We start from the raw sequence: 3,211 nt of genomic DNA on the forward strand, positions 1-3,211 counted from the left end.
ACTCACGCTCACGGTTCGATCGAAACCCCGGGGGGCTTAGGCCCCGAATCAGAAACCGGCGACGAACATGAACACAGTCATCCCCATTCGCATGATCATGGGCATTCGCATCCGCATGATCACACGCACAACCATGGATCGCATGAACATGATTCGCATGAAAAACATAACCACGCCAAGGACATCGGTTGGTTGGGCATGTTGTTGGGACTCGGATTGCATACGTTGATGGACGGTGTGGCGCTTGCCGCCAGCGTGACGGCCGAATCGCACCACAACCCATGGCTGGGGCTTGCCGGTTTGGGCACGTTTCTCGCCGTGGTGCTGCACAAGCCGTTAGATGCGTTTGCGATCACCTCGGTGATGAAGAAAGGCGGCTGGACGCCCACCCAGCAGAGTTTGGTCAATCTGACATTCTCGTTGGCATGTCCGCTCGGTGCGATCGCGTTTTATATCGGTGCGAATCAACTTTCCACCGATGGCACCTTGTTGGGTTGGGGCTTGGCAATCTCAGCGGGATTTTTCATCTGCATTTCATTGTCCGACCTGCTGCCCGAAGTTGCCTTTCATGACCATGACCGTTTCAAATTGACCGCGGCGCTTCTGATCGGTGTAGCGTTGGCCGTTGGAATCGAAAGTTTGCCAGGCCACAGCCATAATCCGGCTGTTCCGCCAGCGAAGGCTGAGATTCCGCCGTTGATTGAGAACGTGCAGCCCTAATCGCATGGGTTGCACGATATGGAAAACGAGAGCGGACTCGCGGCAACGCATGCGATCAAACGCGTCCTGTCCCCCTCATGCCCTGTCATCCCCGCGTTCCTGTCATCCCCGCGTTCCTGTCATCCCCGCGTTCCTGTCATCCCCGCATTCCTGTCATCCCCGCGTTCCTGTCACCCCCGCGTTCCGAGGAAGCTAACGTGCAATTCCTGATGGACTGGCAATTTGTGATGGACTGGTTTGAGAGTCTCCAGTGGGAACGCTTGGTTCCTGAGCTGATTGGCAAGGCGCTGGGCTTTCTCAGTGGCTTTGCGGCAAGTTGGTTCCTGCTGTTTCGGCGGCGACTCAATGCACTGCAGCGGATGCAATCGGGCGATTCGGATGACTTTATTTTTCAGATGCATCACCTGAGTCCTGTCGCGGGGCATGCCGATGACGTCGTGTTGTTGTTCCGCAATGTCGCCCCCAAGATCACGTTAAATGATCTGTACGACAACGAAGCGGTGCGGGACGTCGTCAAAAAAATTGCCGAACAAACCACGCTGGACGATCCTATTTTAAAGACCGAGGGGACACTTGGTTTCGAACTGCTCAACGATGCGGTCGGTCATATCGCCGGCTTGTTGGCGACTACCCCCTTTCCACGCAAAGCGTGGTTGTTTGTGATGACCTGCGAAGACCGCCAAGCGGTACGCAAAAAGTGCATACGATGTTTCTTGATCCAACCCGCGGATTTGGAAAAATTTGTCGATTGGAATTGGTGCCAACACCATGTGCTAGTCGAAAAACCATGGCACTGGTTTCGAGTGGTCGCTCTGCACCGGATCGCGTGTGCATGGAAGGCAGAGCAACGAGTCGCGATGGAGCAATCCACGCGATCAACAGAACTCGACATGCCGCTGGTTGATAAACAAGTCCGTCACGACCGTGTACGCGTGCTGTCGCTCGGTTTAAACGAATCCGAGAGTCCTATTGGCGAACCTCATCGCATCGCGTGGAAGAGCCATCTAGCGAATCTGGCGTCAATGGGATTGCCACTGACGACGATGGCATCCAACCCAAGCAACGAAGCGAACGAGATTCAAGCGAACTCCGGCGCCGCCAAAGAAGACAAGCTGTTAGACTAACGCATCGATTGATTTTCACCCCTTCCATCCCCCCCCACACTGCAGATCTGATGCTTCAAGATCCCCCGGTATCCGATTACGACCTTCGTTTTGAGCTATTTGGATTTCCAATCCGAATTGCCTGGTCGTTTTGGCTTGGTGCGTTGATTTTTGGATTTTATTTGGTCCGTGGCGTCGACAACATGTTCCTCAATTCGGGCGAAGGCAGCCCCGGGCAATTGCCGCTGCTATTCCTTTGGGCATTGTGCATGTTGGTGTCGATTTTGATCCACGAACTGGGACATGCGTTTGCATTTCGTCAGTTTGGAATTCAATCTTCGATCGTGCTGTATCACTTTGGTGGGCTTGCGATCCCGACCAGCTCGTTTGGCATGGGACGATCCGCAGGACGATTGACGGAAAAGCAAGATTTGTGGGTCGCGTTGGCCGGCCCGCTTGCTCAAATCGTGTCCGCATTGTTGTTAGTTGGGGGACTAAAAGTCGCAGGCTTTCGTATCGAAGCACTTGCGATTGTCGACAGCGTCGTACCGCTTGGATTGGCAAAAATCCCAGGTGTGATGGAAGGAGATCCAATCACAAGTCATGGTTTGTATGCGATTGTTTTGTTTTACATTTTCCCAAGTGTCTTGTGGGCGCTGTTGAATTTAGTACCCGTATGGCCGCTTGATGGTGGCCGGATCATGAACTCATTGGTGTTGATCAATGGTGGTTATCGTGAGCAAGCGTTGTGGATCAGTGTGATCAGCGCAGGATTGTTGACGTTGTACGCATTCAAGCAGCATCAAACGTTCATGGGCATCTTGTTTTTGTCATTAGCATTTAGCAATTACCAAATGTTGCAACAGACAGGGCGTTGGCGCTAATTCATTTGCAAATTTTGCGATTCAAGCACAAGTTTTTTTGCAGTGATGTGGCCTGTGTTACCGAAGTTGAATTTCAATTACGTGCAAACGAGGAAACAGGTACGTGCAAACGACAGAAACAGGGTCCAGGCAAGATAATTCGATGCAGTTTTTATCTGTGATGACTCAAATCGAAGCATCAAAAGCACGTTCACTTACCAAAAAAAAATTACATCGCAAGCACTTTTTTCATGAAAAAGATGTTGCGGAATTCTCAGAAGCGCGTACAGTTACGCGCAGTTTCTAAACGGTTGAAAGCAAGAGCAATGTTGATGTGGATCATCAACGCTCTGAGATTCAACTTCCAATCACGATTGGTGAGCCGTGGCCGGTGACTTTTAGAACGCTGTTCTAATAAAGTCACAAGGACTCACTAACGTGCCCTTTCTCGCGGAGGAAGAACGTGGCCAAGAAAAAAGCAACCAAGAAAAAAGTTACGAAGAAGGCAGCACCTAAGAAAGCTGC

At 51.5% G+C, this 3,211-nt stretch carries 4 protein-coding genes; all 4 read left to right on the forward strand.

Features of this window, described 5'->3' with window-relative positions; translation table 11 throughout:
• Positions 1–720: ZIP family metal transporter (locus RMSM_RS06385; protein WP_052031520.1), on the forward strand; the 720-nt coding region annotated here is incomplete at its 5' end.
• A gap of 197 nt (positions 721–917) precedes the next feature.
• Entirely contained in the window at positions 918–1,844 is a 927-nt protein-coding gene (locus RMSM_RS06390) for a hypothetical protein (protein ID WP_008693178.1), read from the forward strand.
• A 50-nt stretch (positions 1,845–1,894) separates the two neighbouring features.
• Positions 1,895–2,707 carry a site-2 protease family protein gene (locus RMSM_RS06395; RefSeq protein ID WP_008693180.1) on the forward strand — a complete coding sequence of 271 codons (813 nt, stop codon included), beginning with the start codon at positions 1,895–1,897 and terminating at the stop codon, positions 2,705–2,707.
• A gap of 142 nt (positions 2,708–2,849) precedes the next feature.
• Entirely contained in the window at positions 2,850–2,993 is a 144-nt protein-coding gene (locus tag RMSM_RS40725; RefSeq protein WP_160168242.1) for a hypothetical protein, read from the forward strand.
• Positions 2,994–3,211: the final 218 nt, after the last annotated feature.

The sequence above is a fragment of the Rhodopirellula maiorica SM1 genome, from assembly GCF_000346295.1.
Classification (GTDB): domain Bacteria; phylum Planctomycetota; class Planctomycetia; order Pirellulales; family Pirellulaceae; genus Novipirellula; species Novipirellula maiorica.